Annotated in this window: 12 protein-coding genes, 1 pseudogene and 2 riboswitches; of the genes and pseudogenes, 6 read left to right on the top strand and 7 right to left on the bottom strand. The window is 50.9% G+C overall.

The window, feature by feature from the left end; translation table 11 throughout:
• Window positions 1-51 precede the first annotated feature (51 nt).
• The 3 genes from C1A10_RS09560 to C1A10_RS09550 are packed head-to-tail and all read left to right on the top strand — an operon-like array spanning window position 52 to window position 4,971.
• Window positions 52-777, top strand: coding sequence for a LytR/AlgR family response regulator transcription factor (locus C1A10_RS09560; RefSeq protein WP_101911619.1), 726 nt, complete (start codon window positions 52-54; stop codon window positions 775-777).
• Window positions 774-3,044: a peptidase gene (locus C1A10_RS09555; protein WP_101910054.1), complete on the top strand. Its 2,271-nt coding sequence runs from the start codon at window positions 774-776 to the stop codon at window positions 3,042-3,044. The genes C1A10_RS09560 and C1A10_RS09555 overlap by 4 nt, the downstream gene beginning before the upstream one ends.
• Window positions 3,037-4,971, top strand: coding sequence for a sensor histidine kinase (locus tag C1A10_RS09550; protein WP_101910053.1), 1,935 nt, complete (start codon window positions 3,037-3,039; stop codon window positions 4,969-4,971). Before C1A10_RS09555 ends, C1A10_RS09550 begins: the two co-directional genes overlap by 8 nt.
• 194 nt (window positions 4,972-5,165) lie before the next feature.
• Window positions 5,166-5,253, bottom strand: a riboswitch (cyclic di-GMP riboswitch).
• A 13-nt stretch (window positions 5,254-5,266) separates the two neighbouring features.
• Here C1A10_RS09550 and C1A10_RS09545 read toward each other — a convergent pair.
• From C1A10_RS09545 to C1A10_RS09515, 7 genes are all read right to left on the bottom strand, one after another.
• The gene (locus C1A10_RS09545) at window positions 5,267-11,818 is read right to left on the bottom strand and encodes an S-layer homology domain-containing protein (RefSeq protein WP_101910052.1); all 6,552 of its coding nucleotides are present in this window, start codon (window positions 11,816-11,818) and stop codon (window positions 5,267-5,269) included.
• Window positions 11,815-11,994, bottom strand: a complete 180-nt coding sequence (locus tag C1A10_RS09540; protein WP_101911618.1) for a hypothetical protein — start codon at window positions 11,992-11,994, stop codon at window positions 11,815-11,817. Before C1A10_RS09540 ends, C1A10_RS09545 begins: the two co-directional genes overlap by 4 nt.
• Window positions 11,995-12,031: 37 nt before the next feature.
• Window positions 12,032-12,940, bottom strand: coding sequence for a DUF4428 domain-containing protein (locus tag C1A10_RS09535; RefSeq protein WP_101910051.1), 909 nt, complete (start codon window positions 12,938-12,940; stop codon window positions 12,032-12,034).
• A 24-nt stretch (window positions 12,941-12,964) separates the two neighbouring features.
• Window positions 12,965-14,650: a DUF2207 family protein gene (locus tag C1A10_RS09530; protein WP_101910050.1), complete on the bottom strand. Its 1,686-nt coding sequence runs from the start codon at window positions 14,648-14,650 to the stop codon at window positions 12,965-12,967.
• An 8-nt stretch (window positions 14,651-14,658) separates the two neighbouring features.
• Window positions 14,659-15,213, bottom strand: coding sequence for a LemA family protein (locus C1A10_RS09525; protein ID WP_101910049.1), 555 nt, complete (start codon window positions 15,211-15,213; stop codon window positions 14,659-14,661).
• 101 nt (window positions 15,214-15,314) lie between these two features.
• A complete protein-coding gene (locus C1A10_RS09520; RefSeq protein WP_101910048.1) occupies window positions 15,315-15,737 on the bottom strand; it encodes a hypothetical protein in 423 nt (140 codons plus the stop codon).
• Window positions 15,738-15,894: 157 nt separating this feature from the next.
• Complete coding sequence (locus tag C1A10_RS09515) at window positions 15,895-17,895, bottom strand: SH3 domain-containing protein (RefSeq protein WP_101910047.1); 2,001 nt, start codon at window positions 17,893-17,895, stop codon at window positions 15,895-15,897.
• Window positions 17,896-18,192: 297 nt separating this feature from the next.
• On the opposite strand from C1A10_RS09515, the pseudogene C1A10_RS09510 reads away from it, so the two are divergent.
• The 3 genes and pseudogenes from C1A10_RS09510 to C1A10_RS09500 form a co-directional block, all read left to right on the top strand.
• A pseudogene (locus C1A10_RS09510) lies at window positions 18,193-18,393 on the top strand (helix-turn-helix domain-containing protein); the annotation flags it as partial.
• 110 nt (window positions 18,394-18,503) lie between these two features.
• The gene (locus C1A10_RS09505; RefSeq protein ID WP_101910045.1) at window positions 18,504-19,232 is read left to right on the top strand and encodes a LytR/AlgR family response regulator transcription factor; all 729 of its coding nucleotides are present in this window, start codon (window positions 18,504-18,506) and stop codon (window positions 19,230-19,232) included.
• Window position 19,233: 1 nt separating this feature from the next.
• Window positions 19,234-20,505, top strand: a complete 1,272-nt coding sequence (locus C1A10_RS09500) for a sensor histidine kinase (RefSeq protein ID WP_101910044.1) — start codon at window positions 19,234-19,236, stop codon at window positions 20,503-20,505.
• A 141-nt stretch (window positions 20,506-20,646) separates the two neighbouring features.
• A riboswitch (cyclic di-GMP riboswitch) is annotated at window positions 20,647-20,735 on the bottom strand.
• Between the last annotated feature and the right edge of the window lie 11 nt (window positions 20,736-20,746).

Below are 20,746 nucleotides of genomic sequence, written 5' to 3'. Positions count from 1 at the left end.
ATTTATGGTATAATGTTAAATGGAAAATTGTATGCAGAGGAGGGATTTCAAATGAATGCGGCAATTGTAGATGATATGGCGGATGAGTGTGAAATACTCCGCAGCCTTTTAAAGCAATATGAAGAAACAGAGCGGCAGACCATACATATCACAGAGTTTCACAGCGGCAGTCAACTGCTTGCTGATTACATACCGGGCAGCTATGATGTTGTGTTTATGGATATTTTTTTGAATAACGAAAACGGCGTGGACTGCGCACTGAAGCTGCGGCAGCTTGATGAGAAGGTCAATCTGATATTCCTTACCACCAGCTCGGAATTCGGCGTAAAAAGCTACGACGTCCGGGCGGCGGATTACATCGTAAAACCTGCTACACTGGAAAAACTCTCCCGGGCCTTGCATTACTGTAAAATTGCAGAACCGGTCAGCGACCCCTCCGTTTCGGTTATAACCAAAAACCAGCCGCTGGAAATTTCCCTGAGCTGTATTCTTTATGCCGATTACCAGAACCGCTGTGCCTGTGTCCATTTAAAGGACTGCCTTGTCCCTGTATCGGGAAGCTTTGCAGAACTGTCCGAGCAGCTCACAGTTTATCCGCAATTTATGTCCTGCTTTAAGGGTGTTGTGGTCAATTTAAAGGAAGTTCGGGAGCTTGCCGCCGATTCACTTATCCTGAAAAACGGGGAACGGCTGCCTATCAGCCGCCGCCTGCAAAAGCAGGTACAGCAGCAGCGTCTGAGTCTTTCAGCAGGCTCGCTGCGGGGGGATGAGATATGAAGCGGATACTTACACTGATTTTAATCGTTCTCTTGCTCTGCGGAATGCTCGCACCTTCCGTACTGGCGGCAAATGCACCCTTGGTTTCTGCCGAAACAGAAATTTTAGATATACTTACCGATTCCGGCAACGGTACCGGTTCGGACATTCCCGTCGGAACCGCCACACCTTCCGAATCTGAACCGGTCGATACAGTCGGCAGTCCTGCCGAAACAAATGACAGCACAGATATACCGGATACGGTCGAAGATGATTTATCACCCGGAAGTTTTGATTATACCGGCAGTGTCATTTCCTATACTGTACCGGATGCCCTCATGGGTACATTGGACATGGTTCGCGGCGATACCGGTTTTACGCAGTTACATAACGCACTCGACTCTGTTGCTATTTCCGGTACAGCAGAGAAAGACGGCACTGCCTATGAGATTTCAATGCCTGTCACATGGGATTTCAGTACTGTGGATGCAGAAGTGCCCGGAAGATACACCGCTGTCGGAACGATTGTCATTCCGGAAGGAGCGGCGCTGGCAGATGGGCTGGCGGATACTATCTCAATTTCCGTACAAATATCCGCTCCGATGTCTACCGTAACACCTGCGGCAATCACTCTGACCGGCTTTGATGAACCCGACCGAACAGATGCCGTGGCATTTGCCATTGGAACCTCACAGGAGACGCTTACCGACTGGTTTTCCGCGTCTGTCATGGGCTTTTCCGGCTATGATGCACAGGGCAATTATTACGATTTGACGTCCGGCGAATGGAATTTGGATGCCGTGGATACGACTTCGGCTAACGTTTATTACGCATGGACGTCGCCCGATTTGGGAACGGAATATACACTGGCAGACGGTGTTTCTCTGCCCAGGCAGCTTTGCGCTGTCTCGATCCAAACGCCCGGAGAGCCGGACATCAACTGCTGCGTCGCCGGACGGGGCTTCCTGCGTTTTCCATGGGTGCTTTCTTCTGCACAGGAGGAACAGCTGGATGAATTTGCTGTGTGGCTGCGGCAGGATGGCGAGGAATGGGTAAGCTTAAGTGATGGATTCCTGTTTGTTTCCGACGGCCTCCAGCTCTCCCAGCGAATCTTTGAGGGCGGAAGCACTTATGAGTTAAAGGTGACCTATCCCGGCGGTCAGACGGGTGTTCTGACATTTCAATATGACGGTGAACTGAGTATCCTCGATTATTCCGGCGGTGACCGGGACGGCGGCGACGCAGGCGGCAGCAATGCAGGGTCAGGTACCCAGCCAGCCCCAACTGCTCCGCAGACACCCGGTAATTCCAAGGATGATAATCATCAGAGCGGAGGTAATCACACGCCTGCTCCGGATAATTCATCCTCCGAGTCCAATGATGCGGCACAGGATTCCGGCTCCGCTCCGGGAGAATCAAAAAAGCCGCAGGAAAATCAGGATTCCGCATCCGGTGAAACCGGACCGGCTCCAACCGCTTCACAGACACCAGACGACTCTCAAAAGAACGAAAAGGATAACAGCGATAACAATTTATCTGTGCAGGCTCCTGTGACAGAAAAACCGGCAGCCGGAACTCCTGCCGTGGTAGCCCCATCGGCGGTACCGGTGTATTCCGATGTCTCCCATTCTCATGAAGCGGTAAATGATGCTTCGCTGGAACCGGAAAATCATGTGGCATCACAGCCCGATAGCAATGTCAAGGCAGTGCTGAACCCGTTGCCAGATGGAAACAAGACACCCCAAGAGGAAATTTCGGGTTCTCAGGAGTCTGCCGCAGTTTACGAATCCTATTCTCCCACCCAAACCGTCATTTCCGGTCTGCGTCTGGGGGATCTCTGCACAGAGGAAGAAAACGTGGTGTTTGGCTCCGGCGATGTAACCGTCAGCATTCCAAGCAAGCTGCTTTTAGCGCTGAACCTGTCGGATACGGATACTCTGACGGTCATACTGACTCAGCCGGAAGACAGGAAGATTCTTTTTTCTGTGGAGGCCGCCGGAACCGTAGTTACGGAGCTTCCCGGCACCATCATACGCCTCCGCTATACGCCTGTTTCAGAGAATGCTGAAATATCTGTTCGTAATGGGTCGGGTGAACAGCTTGTGGATACGATTTATGAGGATAGCATTCTTCAGTTTACGGTCAATCAAACCGGAACCTATACCATTTTGGATACGGCAGAGGCATCCGAAAAAGAGGAGGGTCTGCCCCCACTGCTTCCTGTAACAGGCGGTCTGCTTCTGGCCGCCGGGGGAGTTGTGTTTTTCAAGAGGAGGCGCCATGGATAAAAAAGCTTTCATTCTGCGGCGCTCTCTGGCGATGCTTTTGATGGTCGTCCTTTCCTCCGCTTTTTTCCTCATCCTGTATCATTTCGATAATAAGTACACAAAAGACGCCTCGCAAGCCATCAACGGCACGCTCTATCTTTCGGAAACAGACTGGACGGACATGCCGATTCGCTACCTGCGGGACGGCTGGCGTTACTATCCGGACCGCTTGCTGACACCGGAAACCCTGAAGCGGCAGGGAGACAATTATCAGTACCTGTCCATCGGAGAAGAATCCAATCTTGCCGCAGGTGACTTCCGCCACTCCCCCCACGGCAGCGCCAGCTATGCCATAACCCTTTACCTGCCGGAAACGGAGCACACATACGCCATTGAACTACCGGAAATCTATTCCGCATACCGGTTTTATGTCAATGACAAGCTAAAGCTGCAGATGGGCGAGCCGGATTCGCAAAGCTACCGGGATCAGACCCAATGCCGCATCATCACCTTTGAGGCCTCCGGCAAGGCAACTCTTCTGCTGGCGGTCAGCGACCACTCCTGGGTATACAGCGGTCTTGTCTATCCGCCCGCTTTCGGAGAGCCCTTGCACGTAAACACCACACGGGGGCTGCGGATTGGAATCTGCCTGATTGTGGTGACGGCCACCCTGATGATGGCTGTTTTCAGCCTTTATCTCGCTCTGCGTACCCGCCGCAGGAACAATATCTGGCTTTTTGCCCTTTTATGTCTGACCGCCTCCGTATTTCTTTCTTACTCCATTGTACATGGGATTCTTGCGTTGCCTGTACAGCCATGGTATACGGTGGAACTGGTAAGCGGGTATCTGATGACGTTGCTTGTCCTCCTGCTTCACAATCGTATTTGTGACACCGAAAGGCGGCTTCGGTTTGTCAGCGGAATTGCGGCCGGTTCAATCAGCACGCTGGCCTTGCTGTACGGCGCATTTGCCTCACAACTCACGTTGCCTGTGATGCTTGTCTTTTCCCATGTAATTTTCGCTTTCAAGCTTTTAACAGCTCTCTATCTTTTGGGAACAGCCATTATGGCAGTACGGCGCAATATGGAGAATGCGGCGCTTCTGCTTTATACAGATATTCTGTATGCCTGCGCTTTTGCATGGGATCGTCTGCTACCCAACTACGAACCTGTGTTGGGCGGATGGTTTCAGGAATGGGGAGGTCTTGGACTGGTTCTCTCCGTGGGCATGGTCTTATGGAAGGACGTTGCCATGGGCTACCAGCACAGCCTGATTTATGCCGAGGAGCAGCGCCAGATGAAGCGCCAACTTGCCATGCAGGTGGAGCATCTGCGCCAAATCAACCAAAAGGTTGAGGAAAGCGCCAAGCTGCGCCATGACTTCCGGCATCATCTTCGCACCCTGATGGCACTTTCCGGGGATGGACACCGGGAGGAGCTCGAAAACTATATCCGCGGAATTACGGTTATCAATGAGGGTACCCGTATCGGGCGCCTCACCGAGAACATTGAACTGGATGCGTTGGTGCAATATTACAGCGGTCTGGCGCAGTCCAGAGACATCCGGTTCCGCTCCAGACTGATGCTACCTGCAAAGCTGGACTTTCCCATGGTCGATTTATGCGGACTTCTCGGAAACCTGCTGGAGAACGCGACAGAAGCCTGCCAGCGTCAGAAGAATAATGAAAAAACAATTTTTATCGCAGGGCGGTTGCAGGACGGACAGCTGGAGTTTGTGGTGGACAACAGCTTTGATGGGAAGTTGAACATCCGAGGAGGAAAATATGTATCCTCCAAACGCTCCGGCTTTGGTTTAGGTATCCCATCAGTGCTGGAAACGGTGGAACGGTACGGCGGGGTAATCAATTTGTATGCGGATAAAAAGGGCTTCCATGCGGAAGTATCCCTGCCAATAGGGGTAGAGCAAAGGGAGCCCTTACCAAGGTAGCTGTGGATGCGCAGTAAACCGTATCTGGTTTTATCGAAAAAGGCAGTCATTCCCTTCGGCGGAAAGGCTGCCTTTTTGCTGTTGTGGCTGTTTTCTTAAAATCAGCTTGTTTTTTTCATTTTCCTAATAACGCAAATGGCCGTAAAATATGGCAAGGGCCCGCCCTTAGAATAGAGAGCAGGCCCTTGCAGCTTCTTTGCAGCCAGACTATCATAGCGTCCTAAGACACCTTAGACCCTCGGCTTTCGACCCCGGCTTTAACCGGGTTTGCCCATAGCTTTATTTATTTGTTATTTTACTTCTCCGGTACTCTCAGCACCTCGCCGGGGAGAATAAGAGAAAACCGGCTCTTGTTGTTCAGTCGTTCCAGCTCGCTCATGGGGCAGCCCAGCTTGCGGGATATGCTCCAGAAGCTATCGCCCTTTTGCACGGTGTAGGTGGTGTACCGCAAATTCTTCGGCACATCCGCTGTCACACCGTACTGGTCAAAGGTATAGGTCGCCCCGTCGATGTCCTGCTTGCCGGTGAGGGGCTTGCCGTCCTTGAAGTACATCCATTTGCCGGAATCGTTCATGGACCAGCCCTGCGCTGTGTCGCTGGAGATCGCCAGCTTCACAAAGCGGCGCAGAACAGCGGACACCTCGGCTCTTGTGGCTGTACCCTGCGGATCATAGAGATTGCCGTTTTTGCCGCTGATCACGCCTGCCATTTGCATCTGCTTCACGGCTTCCTTGGCGTAGGTACTGATTTTGCCGTTGTCGGCAAAGATATTTTCCACATGGACCTTCGGCAGAGTACAACCGATGGTCTTGGCATAATTGCTCATAATGACCGCCATTTGCTCACGGGTGATGGACTGATCCGGGGCAAACTTTCCATTGCCAACCCCGTTTACAATGTTGTTTTTACTTGCCCACTCAATGTAACCCATATAGTAGGCGTCGTCTTTCACATCGCTGAAGGTGCTCTTTGCGTAGCCGCTCACATCGGCGTTTGCAAGCCTCCCCAGTGCCGTGACGAACATTCCTCTTGTCATAGCGGTGTTCGGGCTGAACTTGGTTTCAGAAGTTCCGCTGAACAGCCCACGGCTTGCCACAAACTCAATATCTTCCTTTGCCCAATGGCCTGCAATGTCAGTAAATGCGGTGTTGGCCTGTTTATAGCCGATGCCGTAGGTGGAAAAATGATCTGTGCTGAAGCGCAGTACCTTTTCCGCACTGTCATAGACCGAGTTTATCAGCCAATGCACCTTACCCTTGCTGTCCACATACACAGCCTGCACATTCCCCGCCTTTTCATTTGCACCGAGGGTATATGGGATGGTTACCGATACGCTGCCTGAGCCGAAACTGCTGACCGCCTTGCCGTTGCCGTAGTTCACCTTGAGGTCAAATACCGGACGGCTACCAATCGCCTTTTTCGCCTCGGTCGTCAGCTTACCGCTGTCCGTGCGGGTGGCGGTGATATTTACATCAGATTTTGCCTGCTTATTGATTTCCTGTACGGTCGCCAAATCCATACCGACTCTGATGTCGGGGTTATCTACCACCACAATGGTGTTGACGATTTTCTTTGCAATGATGGCATCCTGCACGGCCTTTGGCAGATTGACCGTAACATGAGAACCGGTCTTGCTACCGGTGTCCACACGGAGAACCACCGTGATGCCATTTTGCTCCGTGCCGTTTTTCTTGGCCTCAGCCAATGCTTTATCAAAAGCGTCAGTCACAGTTTTGTCAGTGAGGCTCACTGTGACATTGCCCTTGCCGTCCACTGTGCCGGGAACCTTGATTTCCCCCTGAGTGGGTGAATTCGGCTTATCCGGTGCGGGTGGGGTGACGATGACAGGGCTGCTGTTGTCGTTTGAGGAGCTGCCGCCGCCACCTCCACCGCCACCGGTGTAAGTCCAATGAGCATAGTAGGTCACATTTGCACTGACGGTTGTGCCTGCGGAGATTTGAATTCCGCCGCTTGCCGCCGTATACCAGCCGTCAAAGCTGTAACTGCCAGAGCGTGTCGGTGTCGGGAGCGTTCCTACCGCAGCACCGGGTGCAACCAAGCGTGAAGTTTCACTGACCGTGCCGTCGTTCGGGTTGAAGGTGACGGTGTAGTTCGGAGCCGCCGTCACAGAGAAACTTAAACTTACCGTAGCATTGGTGCTTTGGTTGGTGCTTACGGTCAGCGTTTCATTATAATTCCCCACTGCAAGACCAGCTTTCGGTGCAACGGTAAAGGTAGCTGTGCCGTTTGCCGCCAGTGTGGTGGTACTGAGTGTCCCGATGGTATAGTTGGTGCTGGTCGGCTGGATCAGCGTCACGCTGGAGTTTCCGGTGTTTGTGATGGTGACAGTCTGCGCTGCTGGGGCAATGTAGCCGATTGTCAGCGATCCAAAATCCTTGGTTACCGGGTCGGCGGTGATGGTGTAGGTAGGAGCCGCCGTCACAGAAAAACTTAAACTTACCGTAGCATTGGTGCTGTGGTTGGTGCTTACGGTCAGGGTTTCATTATAATTCCCCACTGCAAGACCGGTTTTCGGCGTAATGGTAAAGGTGGCCGTCCCGTTTGCCGCCAGTGTGGTGGTACTGAGTGTCCCGATGGTATAGTTGGTGCTGGTCGGCTGGGTCAGGGTCACGCTGGAGTTTCCGGTGTTTGTGATGGTGACGGTCTGCGCTGCCGGGGCAATATAGCCGATTGTCAGCGATCCGAAATCCTTGGTTACCGGGTCGGCTGTAATGGTGTAAGTGGGAACCGCCGTTACAGAGAAACTCAGTTCTACCGTAGCATTGGTGCTGTGGTTGGTGCTTACGGTCAGCGTTTCATTATAATTACCCACTGCAAGACTGGCTTTCGGTGCAACGGTAAAGGTAGCCGTGCCGTTTGCCGCCAGTGTGGTGGTGCTGAGTGCGCCGATGGAGTAGTTGGTGCTGGTCGGCTGGGTCAGCGTCACGCTGGAGTTTCCGGTGTTTGTGATGGTCACGGTCTGCGTTGCCGGGGCACTGTAGCCCACTGCCAGTGAACCAAAATCTTTGCTGGTCGGGGCGGCGGTGATGGTGTAGGTAGGGGCGGCGTTTACCGTTAGCAGGACCGAGTTTGAGGTAACGGCAGGCAGGTAGGTGCCTGCAACGACGGCGCGGTATTGATAGCCGTTCATCCCTGCGGTTATTCCTGTGATGGTCAGCGTCGCCGTTGTGGCTCCGCTGTATACTCCACCGTTTGGAATGTAGGAAAAGCCGCTGCCGGTGTCAACCTGCCACTTGTAGGTTAAACCCTCTCCGGTTGCCGTAACCGAGAAAGTAGCCGTCTGACCCTCATCCACCATTTGAGGGGATGGCTGGCCGCTGATAGAAGGAGCCGGGGGATTCACCAGTACGCCGCCCGTGCTGCCCACGCTGTTCAGCGCCAAATTTGCATCGTTTCCTGCGGCATCCCGGATGGTGCCGCCGCTGGCGTTTAACGACGTGCCGACGGTGATGCCGTCGCTGTCGCTGTCGTCCGCCTGTACCGTATAACGAAAGACCAGCGCCGTTGTGCCGCTGCCGCTTTGATAAATTGCATTTCTAGAATCTAAACCAATCGTCAGCGAGATGTACGGTGAGCCGGTGACAGCCACACTCTCACTGAAATTTACTGTGAAGTCCAAATAAGTTCCGGGCAAATAAGTTCCGTTGGTAGGCACCGTTACCGAAGAGACGACGGGAGCTGTGGTATCAGGCGCGACATACGCCGCCGCCTCGATTTTTAATGGGGTGCTGATATTACCCGCCGAATCCTCCACGACCACATAAATATCTTTCGCCCCCGCCGTCAGAGTAACGGCTTTGCCCGTCACTGTTCCGTTTACGGAACCGAGAGAAGTACCCGCTTTTACCGCCATGCTCACCGGAGCGGCTGCGCCGCTGTCCGTAACAAGGTAATACGCTGTACCAGCCTTGTCGGTGGTAAAGCCGATTGTAGCCGCTATGTCGCTTGTGCGGTCTACGCTCCCTGCCGAAAGCACAGGCGATATGACGTCAGGCTCAAACTTGAGGTATTTATAAGCCCCAACCTTTATGTTGGTATCAATATCCTCTTTTGTAATTACAGAGGTTTCCGTGCCATCTATTTTCGTCTTGCTTGCCGTAATCCGCACATTAGCATAACCACTCAAATCCGGGGGGGTGTTCATTACCATATGGCTGCCCTTAATAACGGGCGTACCACTTGCAATTATGATGTTGCCACTGTCATAGTTAATAATCGCACTGCCATTTTGATGTTCTATCATTCCGCCGGAAACGGTTACAGTGCCAGTGTTGTAAATTGTTTGTGAACCACCCCCATCTTGGCGCACTATGCCGCCGGAAACATGTAGGGAGCCACTACTAAAAATTGTGGTTGTATTAATATAGGTTGAACTCACTGTGCCACCGGAAATATGCATTATTCCGAAATTATTAATTGTAGATGAATTTGCGTGTCCAATCACCATGCCGCCGCTGACGCTGTCAGCAATGGTCAGCGTTCCGGTGCCCAGATGTGTGATGACGGTGCTTTTATTGGCACTAAGCGTTTTGCCGTTCAAGTCAAGGGCGAAGCTCTTGACCATAGTGCTGGGGATTTCGACAGTAGTTGTGAGGTTAATGTCATCCAGCAGCGTAATTGTCTGCCCATCTGAAACGGCATCAACTGCTGCTTGCAGGGTTGGGTAGCCTGTGCTGCCAATTTGGGCAACATTTGTGCTCGCAACGCCCGGCTCAACCTTGATATATTTGTAGGTTGCGAGATTCTCCGCATTATACGCACCCGCACCATCTCCGTTTTTATTGGCTCCCGCAGTAACGATGCATCCCTCATAACCCGAAGTCGTTAAGCTGCCGTTCAGCGCCTTCGCATCACTTTTGACTGTCACCGTGCCGCCTGTGACAGTTACCGCACCGGCTATGCCTACCTCAGAGCCATTTGCAGTTACCATGCCGTCGGAGATTGTGACGGAGCCTGCTGCTGCATTTGTGTGCAAGCCTGTTTTTCCGCTTGCAGTTACCTCGCCATCGTTAATCGTGATAGCGTTGGTTGCCATCATTCCCCAAGATATGCTTGCACCAGTGTTCGCTAACGCTTCTACTTCTCCATCGTGAATCGTTATATTGCCATTAGAGGCTATGCCGATGGAGGTCTGGGTTGCTGCTGCGCCGACAGCCGTAACCCTTCCGCCTTCAATTGTGATACTTCCCCCGCTGTATATGCCGACGCTAAATTTTCCTGTGCCGCCGCTGACGTACAAGCTGCCGCTACCGGAGAGGTTCAGCGTGCTACCGGTATAGATGCCGATGCTGGCGATATTGGCCAGATTTTTGCCCATGATGGTGCTGTCTCCCACCATCTCAATCTTCAAAGCGGTGTCGGCGTAAATGCCGTAATAGGCGGATGTAGTACTGTCAATCCATGTCCCTTCATAGGCCCCGTTGATAGTAGCGCCGTTTAGTGTGAGGGTATTTGTGTCACTGTCATAGATGACGGTTCCAGTAATACCTGCGCCGGTGATACCATCTTTGTTATCGCTGGTAACCCGCACGCCGCCCACCCATAGGTCATAGTTGACAACAGGGGCAGGCTCAAATTTTAAGTATTTGTAGCTTGCGATGCTCCCCGCGTCATAAGCGACTGCACTGCCCCCATCGTAGTCGGCGCTTGCCGTGGCTATTACGCCGTTCAGCGTCGGCGTCACACCATGCATAGCATAGCTTTTGCCTTTGATGACGGAGGGACTTCCGGAAACATTCACTGTGCCGCCGTTTGTATTTCTAATGCCGTATAGACCGGAGCCGTTTCCTTCTCCCGATATTGTGCTGCCGGAAATATTTATAGTGCATTTTTGTATGCTATAAATGCCATAAGCGTTACCGGAAGATGATGTTCCCGTTATTGTACTGTTGGAAATAGTCACTGTACCGGAACTGTTTTCAATACCGGTACCTCCGCTTACCTTGCTGCGAGAAACGACGAGGGTTCCAGCGACGTTGACAATTCCACGTCCATCTCCGCTGGTGGTTATTATCTCGGTATCAGATACGATGATGGTTCCGTAGTTCAGGTTACTAATGGCTTGCCAGATGGAGCCATGCTCTATCTTGCCGCCACCTTTGCTATCGGTAACGGTTAGTGTGCCGCTGCCACGGTGCAGGAGGTTCAACTTGTCTGATGACCTCAGCATCTTGCCGTTGAGGTCAAGGGTGAAGCTCTTAGTCGAAGAAGAAAGGGTTTCGACAGTAGCTGTGAGGTTGATGTCATCCAGCAGCTTAATAGTCTGCCCCTCTGCAACGGCATTCACAGCCTCTTGCAGGGTGGCATAGCCTGTGTCGTCGATTGCGGCAACATCGGTGTCTTCAATCGACAACAGCCCGATTCCCCGCATATCAAGTACGGGTTCACCCACCGTCACGGTAAGCTCCGGTAGCGGGGCGCTGACCGTATAACCCACAATCACCGGGGTGAAGATATAAACGCCCTCGGTATCCATGTCATAGTCAGGCGAATCCCATTCCACTGGAATATCCCCGGTGGTTTCTTCCCATTCAGGCTCGGCGGCCGTTGTGGGAGTTGCCGTTTCCGGGCTGCCGGAATCCTGTGTGGAATTTTCATCGGCAGGCACGGCTGTCCGCACTGTGGCGGTCAGCGTTTCGGGCAATTCCAAATCTTCAATGGATGTTCCGAGTGATACTGCTTTTTTGGTTTCTGTCAGCGGTGCAAAGCTGATAATTTCGACCCTCCCGCCAATGGCCGTATGTATTTCTTCCGCCATTGCCGATACCGGCAGCATGGTCACAATCATGCACAGCGCAAGAAACATACTTAATAGTCGTTTGTTCATAAGGTCTGTCCCTCCTTGATTTCTAAACTTGTTTTTCCTTGTTCCAAAAGTTTTTCCAGCCTCCCGATTTCTTCCCCGGTGGCAGAGCGAATATGGGGTCTTTCACAGGAAGGGCATTCCTTTACCGCTCCCACCCGGCAGAATAAAAAGCCGCAGTCCTCGCAGGCGTAAGTCATGTCATGTCCCCCTTCCGCATAGACAGGCTGATTTTCTTCAAATCCCAAGGAGCTGCTTTTTCTTTGCCTCAAACTCCTGCTGTGAAATCACGCCGTCTTCCATGAGCGCCTTGTATTTTTTGATTTCTTCGATGGCGTCGGTAGGCGGAGCCATGTTGGTATGTAACGCCCCCATTCCCATCATACCGTGGCCAACAGACTGCTCGGCCACGCCGGAAAAGGCTACCGTCCTAAGTGCAGCCACCAGCTTTTCAATTTCTTCTATACTTTGCTGATAGGAGCGGAGGTAGTTGTTCACATCCGGGAGGGTGTTATTAAACCGGGGACCGTCCATATCACATTTGAGCACCGTCCAGTAAGGGTGGTCGAAATGCAGCTCCACGTGAAACGCCTGAAAGGGTTCAGGAATATCAAAATACTGCACCGGTGCGGAGTTATTTACCTTGCCGTCGTCCAGCCTGTCAAGGGTTCGTGCCATCCGCTTGTTCGCTGCAATCTGTGCGATTTGCGGCGCCATCGCCATAGCCCGCTCTGTTACGGTGCTGGTATAGCGGCGTATGCCTGCCGCTGAACCCTCAAACAGAGGGGTACTGTCCTCCCTGATGGTAAAGGATTTCAATTGCCTTCCTTCAAACACGGTTTTATCCGGGTTTTTGCTCATACACAGTAGCTTGTTCTGGTAATCAAAGATGATTTTAGTATCCCAAAGGCCGAAATCAATCCGCTCAGAAACCACGAACTGGCCTTTCAGTATTTGGTTTTGATCGTAGAATGCCAGATACTCCCGAAAGCCCTGCATGGTCAGATTGCTTTCCTTGTCGGCACCCATATCAATCTTGTTGTAACAATCGTTGCAAATATATTCTCCCTCGATTTTCGATGGCAGAATCAGTGGAATCTTGCCGCCGCAGATGGGGCAAGGGGGTTTTTTAGAAAATAAGCCCATATTCCGTTCCTCCTTTTGTTCGCATTATCTTGTTCCGCCGCCTGATCCACCGCCAATAGAGCCGCCGCCCCCGCCAAGGGAAGCAAATCCGCCGCCCCCGCCGCTGCGTTTTTCCTGCTCACGCCGCTGTTCGGCTTGCTTCATATTGCTGTAAAGCAAGTAGTGGTAGGAATAGGCGGCCGCCATGCTCCCGCTGTAATCGGTCAGCTCGGCAGAAATTTGGGGGTACAGCTCTTTCATCTGCTCCGCCACCTGATCGGCGATGCCAAACAGCATGGCATAGGTCAGCAGTTCCCTCCAAATCGGCATTTCCTTGACGCCGCGCTCGGCAATGAGTGAAAAATCCGTCAGATACCGTTTCAGCCCCATCAGCTCGCCCAGCTCCTGTTCACCAGTTGGCGTCAAATACGTCAGCTTTGCGGGCATATCCCACCGTTTCAGGCAGATTTTTTGATTCAGCCAAGTTCTGCCTGCGTTTTCGCATTTCTGTATGTAGGCACGCAGCAGTTTGTCGTTTTGATTTGCAAAGTGTTCCAGTTCCTTTGCCTGCAAAGTAGAATCCGAACCGGCCGCGCTTTCGAGCACCGTATAAAGGTACTCGTCAAATTCGTTCATACTGCTATGATTGCTGCCCACCAGCCGCAGGCTTACGGTTTCTTTGGTTTTGCCCCTCAAACCGATCTGCTGCGTTTCCACGGGGGACAGGCAGCCAAGCTGAATCAGCCGCAGCATTCCTGTGGAAAGAATCGCACCGTCCTCACACACATCAAACAGCCGTCCCAGCGCATAGGTGGCACTCAGATTGCCGTCGTTGGGAATGTCCCTGAAATACCCGAACCGCTCTGCAAATCGTTGCCTTTTTTTCTCCGCACGTTTCTTTTTCATTCTGAAAAACCAAATCATCAACCCGATGGGAAGTCCGATGGACAAAAGCATCGTGACAATCGCTTCAAATGTGGATACTTCTTCGCCGGTATCATCGTAATCGCTGCCTGAAAAGGCAGCTTCTTTTACTTCCTCAAAGCTGCCCGGTTCCTGCCGTGAGGGGGACAGGATTCCTTTCTCCAGAGAAAACAGTACCGTCACATGGTTTTCAGGAGCAATGGGGCTTTCCGTGTAGGCCAGAATAGCGCCGTCTGAAAATTCCACCTGTCCATCATAGCCAAAACCCCATATGTCGGCGGTTTCATCGGTGATGGGTGTGCCGTCCGCCAGCCGGATTTCAACCTTCACATCGGTGGGTGTGGTGTTCATCCCATCGTTTACAAATCGGAAGTTTACGCCGTCCCTGTCGCTGTAACCGCCCACCGCATTGTCCAGCTTATATTCAATCGCATAGCGGTTTTGTCCATACCGGCTGATGCCAAAGCAAATTTCATACCCACTGTCCGTATCATGGATGCCGCATTTTCTCGCCTTTTCTTCAAAGCTCCAATCAATATTCCACTCCGGTACGGTTTCATAAGCACCGTTTTGGTCGGAGACCGTAAGCTGGCTGATGGTCAGATAGTCGGGTGCGTTCATGGGAATGTAGCTTTCGGTTCCCTCGTTAAAATCTCCCTCCCACACCTGTGTCACATACATGGAGCCGTCCTCGTAAATGACCGCCTGAATATCCATGGTATTGACCTGATTTGCCGCAAAAGCCGGGAGAGGGAGGGCAAATAATAAGGCAAAGCATAGAATTAGGCTGCTCACCTTTTTACGCATCGGGCACCTCATTTCATGCTGGGCATATTCGCCTTGTCAGCCTGCTCCACAAGATAGTCTCTTTGCCTAAAACCCAGCATTCCGGCGGCCATGGAGACCGGGAACATTCGGATTTCACGGTTCAGCTTTGTTACACTGTCGTTGTAGATCAGACGGCTGGTGCGAACCATGTTTTCAAAGGTCTGCACCGCATCCATGGTTTTGATGTAATTTTGATTGGCTTTCAGATCGGGGTACTGCTCCGTCACCATGGAAATCCTGCCAAGGGCTTCGGAAATAACCCCTTCCTGACGCATCACCTCGTCCGGCGTGGATTTTGCCGTGATGACGCTTCTTCTTGATTTGATTGTTTCAATCAGAGTTTCGCTTTCGTGCTTGGCGTAGCCCTTTGTCAAATCCAAAAGGGCCGTCAGCGCATCAAAGCGGCTGGAAAGCTGCACCCCGATCTGGCTCATGGCATTGCTGATATTCTCATCCAGCACTACCAGTCTGCGCTGCGTGGAGATAATCCATAGAACAATAACCGCAATAATTACGGCGATTGTGATGAAAGTTGGCAGCATAGTCATTTCCTCCTTTTTGCAAAAGCGGATGCGGGTGTTCCGCATCCGCTTTTGCCATGAGATTATTTTTTATGGTTTATCCATTTGATAAAACGCAGTGATTAGTTGCTGTAGGGCTCGCTGTACTTGGCGACTAAGTTGGGCATTTCGTCCAGCATAGTCTGATACTGTTCAATAACGGCGTCAATATCCTCTGTGCTGGTGTCTCCGTATCCGTCAAGCTCTCCAAGTCCAACCCTTGCAGAGTCCATAATGGCATATACAGCGTTCAGCTCCTGCACCGCCAGCTCGTCCTGATCCCAGCCGTTTGCCGTGGCCGCTGCCGCCGCCTCTTCGTACAGCGGTCCCATCTTCGCCATGATGTCTACAATGGCCGCTGCCTGCTCGGGGGTTACATTGTCTTTCCGTTCCGCAGCGGCGGGGGTGGATTCCGGCGTGGATGCAGGGGGTTCAGCATTGCCTCCGCAGGCTGCAAGGCTCATTGTCATGACAAGCGCCATCATAAGTACCAGTAACTTTTTCATTCTAAATCCTCCGTTTTCTGTTGGGTTTTATAGGGGAGATTCCCTGTGCTCACTCTATCAAAACCCTGCCACAGAAAACCGTCTGCTGCATGAAACATGATTTTTTCGACATGAAACATAATTATAGGGGTTAGTTTGTACCGTGGGGGCAGCGCGGTTAGTCCTCCGTGTACGGCGACACATCAGGCTCGATCCACGCTTTGCCGTCACGCCAATCCACATCGAAGTCAAACAGCTTTGCGATGTCCCGCAGCTTGATATAGTTGTTGCCACCGATAGTATAGGCGGTCAGCCCCGTCACCGCCGCACCGGTGTCACCCCATACAAAGGCTGTGGTACTCAGTGTAGCATTTTTACTGTCTTTGCCGATTGCGGCAAGCTCGCCGCTCGTCTTGGTGTACGCCGCATGGTTATACAGCTTTGCCTTGCCATCCTCAAAACGCACATCAAAGCGTGTTTTAAGCAACGCGCCCACATCCCGCAGCTTGACGTAGTTGTTGCCGCCGATGCTGTAAGCGGGCAGCGCGACTTCCGCACCGTTTAACATAAACTTGGTGTTGGTGGGTGTTGCCGTAACGGTGTTGGTGGGTGTCGGCGCCGGAGCGGGTGTCTGTCCGGATGCGCTCCCAGAGGACGTTAGGTTCTTCGGCACGGCCGAAATGAGCGATTCCACCCTATCCAAAAGGCCACTCCATTCACCTAACCTCAAATGTTCTGCTGCCGCCCAATGGATGGTTTTGTATTGGAGAGCCGCTGCCTGCTCCCATGTTATTTTGGCGTTTGCGCTTGTGTCGCCGCTGATGGCAAAGCTCTTGATGGTGTCCTTGGTGAAAGCGGCAAATTTGGTACTGTTCCTGCTTTTGTTATAGTCCATGAGCTTAATTAAGTAAGAGGTAAACTCCCCGTAGGTGGGATTCGCACTCCAATTCATATTTTTATCAGTAAAGACACCCCAAGCGTAACAAAGCACAATACTGCCCCTGTATTCCTCGGCTTGCCCCCCTTCTTTGCGCAAACTCTCATGCAAACCTTTCGGACCTTCTGCAGGGTAATGGTATCCTAAAATACTGAACGCATCCCAGAATAACCCCGCCATTTCAGCATTGCTGATGGGTCTGCTCCAGTCCTCAAATGATATATCGGTATAGTTGGCGATGTATTCGGACAGGACAACCCCCGCTCCGTCCGGATATCCTTTTTCCGCAGGACGGACCATCATTTTAGGATTCTCGGAGGGGCGCATAGCAACATTGTTGCCGAAGGATATCTGCCATAGATAAGGCTTATCCACAGCCGCTACCCGCGTGCCGCCCGCATTCACTTTTGTCAGTCTGGCAGCCCACATATAATACTCTCGGCCTTCATGCTTCACCTTCGCCCAGTCGCCCTTGATCTCGGTAACTTCCAGAATGGTGCCTGATGGAAACTCCCCGACAATGTCGCCATCCGGCTTTGCACGGTAGACCGGGTTCGTTCCGACTTTATACATTGCTCTGTTATCTATTTCGCCCGCAATTCCCAAATAGCGCCCATCCGCCATTTTTATGGTTATCTCAGCCCAGTCACGGTCTACAACGCGCTTTTTCTCAACATAAAATTTCGTGGCCCTTCCTCCAGTGCGTAAGAATGCCTTGCCTGCGGAGTCGATATTAATAAAAGTGTCGTTCCCACCGGCGTACATCAGACCGCCACCGCCACCGCCAATGGGGCCCAGACGGATGCTGTACCAGCCGTTGTCCATGGCGTCATACAGTTTATAAGTAGTATCATTTGGCTTAGGTGCAGCCTGCGCGGGTGGAACATATGTGCCGGTTGATGTAACTGTATATTTCCCCACGATTTGGCTCGTTTTTTCGCCCGGAGCTGTCCACCGCAGGGTAATCTCCTGCTTTCCCGCAGTGTACGCGAATACCGTACCTTGTTCTAACGTCACGTTTCCGGAATTTCTGAAACTGATTTCGCTTGAGATGTCCTTTTTCCCGCCGCCTATTGTAACCTCCGCTTTAATCCCGGTTCGGTCAAATCCCTCGCCAACCGTATACTCGGTTTTTGCGGGGTATGACAGTATGGTCACATTTTCCGCCGCAAACGCCGTGCTCGGCAGCAGGGTAAGCGCCATACACAGAGTGAGCAGTATGCCCATAAATTGCTTTTTCATAGTTTTTCCTCCTTTTTGATTGAACGAAATAACATCTATTTCTCCACATTCAATCTATCAGGAATATCTCTGCAAAACCGTCCGCTGCATGAAACATAATTTTTTCGACATGAAACATGATTTTGGAGGAAAGCACACTCCTGCCTTTTTTGCTTTTAGATGTGAAAAACACAATATTGCACGAAAATAGATGCGTTCTCGCGAATTTTATCTTGTATTTGTCATAATTTGATGATATACTGTAATCTAATATTTACATAAACGATTTTCGTTTTTCAGAAAGAAGTGAGGCGTGTTATGGGTGTCAGTTATAACAAATTATTCAAACTGATGATCGACAGAAAAATAAGAAAAGGCGAGCTGTGCAAGGCGGCGGGTATCAGCAGCGGCTCGCTTCTGAAAATCTCAAAAGATGAAAATATATATGTCGATATTTTGGTTCGGATTTGCAGTGTTTTGGGCTGCGACTTCGGCGACATCATGGAGTATGTTCCTGATGAAAATGCCGTTATACAATCTGAACCTGGTAATCGGCAACTACCCGATTTGCAGGAGAGCGAGCCTGCGAGAGTTTCCAAAGAAGTCTAATAGAACATGGAGGGTTGCTTATGCTGCATATTGCGGTCTGTGACGATAATATTGACGAGCTATCCAATATGGTACAGCTCATCGACCTGTACCGAACATCAAGACATCTAAACTGCGAACACGCTGTATTTCCAAACGGGTTTGAATTGATTTCAGCCTTGGAAAAAGGAAAGCGGTTTGATATATACTGTCTGGATATTATGATGCCGGGCTTTACCGGCATTGATGCGGCAAAGGAAATTCGCACCTTTGACAAAACCGCACCGATTTTATTCTTTACCTCATCGCCTGAGTTTGCTTTGGAAAGCTATTCGGTGAAGGCTATCAACTATGTACTCAAACCAATCTCAAAAGAAAAACTATTCTTCACTTTTGACGAGCTGCTGGAGCAGATTAAATTGGAAAAGGATGAGGATGCAGTTATTATAAAGGGCAATGAGGGTATTCAAAAAATATTGATCTCCAATTTGATCTTTGCCGAGGTCATCGGCAGAAACGTGCTCTATCATCTGCGCTCCGGTAAAGTCATCGAATGTACGGAAGCCTTTTCCCCTGTCTGCGATAATCTGATGAAATATGGGTGTTTTATGAAGCCCCACCGCTCCTATCTTGTGAATATGCAGTATGTGGATACCATTGAAAACCTTCAGATTACCTTGCAGACCCTTTCCTCTGTTCCTGTTGCACAGGGCAAGGCAAAGGAGATGAAGCAGCAATATCTGAATTATCAAATGGAGGGGGGTGCTTAAAATGGCAGTAACAGTGATAGGACTCTTGCGATTTGGTGTTTCTTTGGTCTTTGGCCTCACGGTGTCCGTTCTCTTTGCAGGAATAGAACCCACAAAGAAAAACAGGCTCGTCACCGGCCTGCTCTGTGTCATTTTTCTTTCTGTCCAGACCGCCAGCTATTGGCTTTTGGGCTTGGATTTGACATCAAAGCTGTATCCGCTGATTATCCACCTGCCGCTGATTGTGATATTCTCGCTGTACCATAAACGGCCATGGCTCATATCCGCCGTCAGCGTGCTTTCCGGTTATCTTTGCTGTCAAGCGCCGCGCTGGTTTGGTTTCCTTGCAGGAGCCGCTTTAGACAGCAGGCTTGCAGACCATATTTTTTACATAGCATTCGTGTTTTTGGCCTATTATTTCTTGAAAAGATATGTAGCCGGATCTGTTCGGCAGTTGATGGAGAAGTCCACGAAATCCTGCTTATTTTTAGGCGGAGTTCCGCTTTTTTACTATCTGTTTGACTATATGACCGCCATCTACACCGATGTGCTTTACAGCGGCGCCGAATGGGCGGTACAGTTCATGCCCTCAACAATATCTGTTTTCTATTTTGTGTTTGTGATCCTTTACTACGCTGAGACACAAAAACAGGCAAGCCTTCAAAGAGAAAAGGATATGCTGGATGCACAGTTTAGACTGGCGCAGACAGAGTTTGCTTCTCTGCGGCAGTTACAGCAGAACGCCGCATCCTATCGGCATGATATGCGCCACCATTTTGCTCTTTTACAGGGACTGGCCTCCAAAGAACACATCGAGGGGATCAAAGAGTACCTACAAACTGCCCAGTCCGACATGGATGCCATCACGCCCACACGCTTTTGTGGAAACGAAACCGTCAACTTGATTTTGTCCGCTTTCGCTGCGAAAGCGAAACAAGGGTCAATCTTGCTGACAGTAGATGCGAAACTACCTGATTTGCTTCCCTTTAGCGATACTGAGCTTTGCTCGCTTCTGTCCAACGCTTTGGAAAATGCGATCCATGCCTGTGAACAGATACCTGATAGCAACAAACGTATCATCCGGCTGCGTATGTATTCCAAAAATAATAAGCTGTGCATTGATCTGCACAATAGCTTTCAGGCAGAGCCGATATTTAGGCAAGGGTTTCCAGTATCAAAAGAACAGGAGCATGGCTTTGGCACAAAAAGCATCGCTCATATCGTAGAAAAGCATGGCGGTGTATTTCAGTTTTCGGTTAAGGATGGCTGGTTTATATTTCAGGCTACTGCATAGGAGGTTGTTTTATATATAAATCTTCTTATTAAACTCTTTCATCATCATTCATAGCGAAAGTCCTGTCTGATGCCACCGATAATAGTTGTAAAAAGCCGTAAAAGCCTGCCCTCCACGTAAGAGGGCAGGCTTTGCTTGACTTTCAGCGGCCAGACTATCATCACGTCCTAAGACGCCTTAGACCCTCGGCTTTGCGTCCCTGCCTTTCAGCAGGTTTGCCCTTGTCTATATTGATTTGTTT

Origin of the sequence: Marasmitruncus massiliensis (genome assembly GCF_900186535.1) — a bacterium.
In the GTDB taxonomy this organism is placed as follows: domain Bacteria; phylum Bacillota; class Clostridia; order Oscillospirales; family Ruminococcaceae; genus Anaerotruncus; species Anaerotruncus massiliensis_A.
This window is presented reverse-complemented; position numbering and strand designations above follow the sequence as displayed.